At 69.3% G+C, this 609-nt stretch carries 1 protein-coding gene; it reads right to left on the minus strand.

Annotated features, from left to right (window positions below; genetic code table 11):
* The coding region (locus A5695_RS16910) for a serine hydrolase (protein ID WP_156749707.1) at nt 1–609 on the minus strand (609 nt) is incomplete at both ends.

Raw genomic sequence — 609 nt, forward strand, 5'->3', positions numbered from 1 at the left:
TCGCGTATGAATCGAGTTGGTGAGCAGAACGACGTAGGTGTCCGAGGCGGGGTCGAGCCACACCGAGGTGCCGGTGAACCCGGTGTGCCCGAAACTCCCGACGGGAAAGACCAATCCTCGCGGCATGGACAGCGGCGTATCGATGTCCCAGCCGAGACCGATCAGATTCTGTCCCGCGATCGCCGGATAGCGGGCGGCAAGCAGCGGGTGCGCGGCTTTCGACCTCTTCGCGGCGGCCGCTCGCGCGGCGTCGTTCGCCGCGTTGACCTGTTGATCGGTGTGCCCCGGCTGCTGCGGGGTCGTCATCAACTCCAAAGTCGGTTGTCGCAACGGGAATTCGCTTGGGCGGCCCGCAAGCCGGTCAAGCAGCGCCTGCGCATAGACGCCGACGTCGTGCGCGGTGGAAAAGACGCCGGCGTGCCCGGCCACTCCGCCCATGCGCCGCGCCGTCGTGTCCTGCACGGTGCCGCGCAGCAGGTGGTCGAGGTCGGGGTTCTTGGCCGCATCGGCCCTGCTCTCTTCGTCCCGAGCCGTCGGTGCGATACGCGGCAGGAGGTGCGTGCCCCACGTGCCCGCGGGACATGGCTGCTCCCCGCCCCCCGCCCACGC

It is taken from the genome of Mycobacterium sp. E1747, from assembly GCF_001667775.1.
GTDB lineage: Bacteria > Actinomycetota > Actinomycetes > Mycobacteriales > Mycobacteriaceae > Mycobacterium.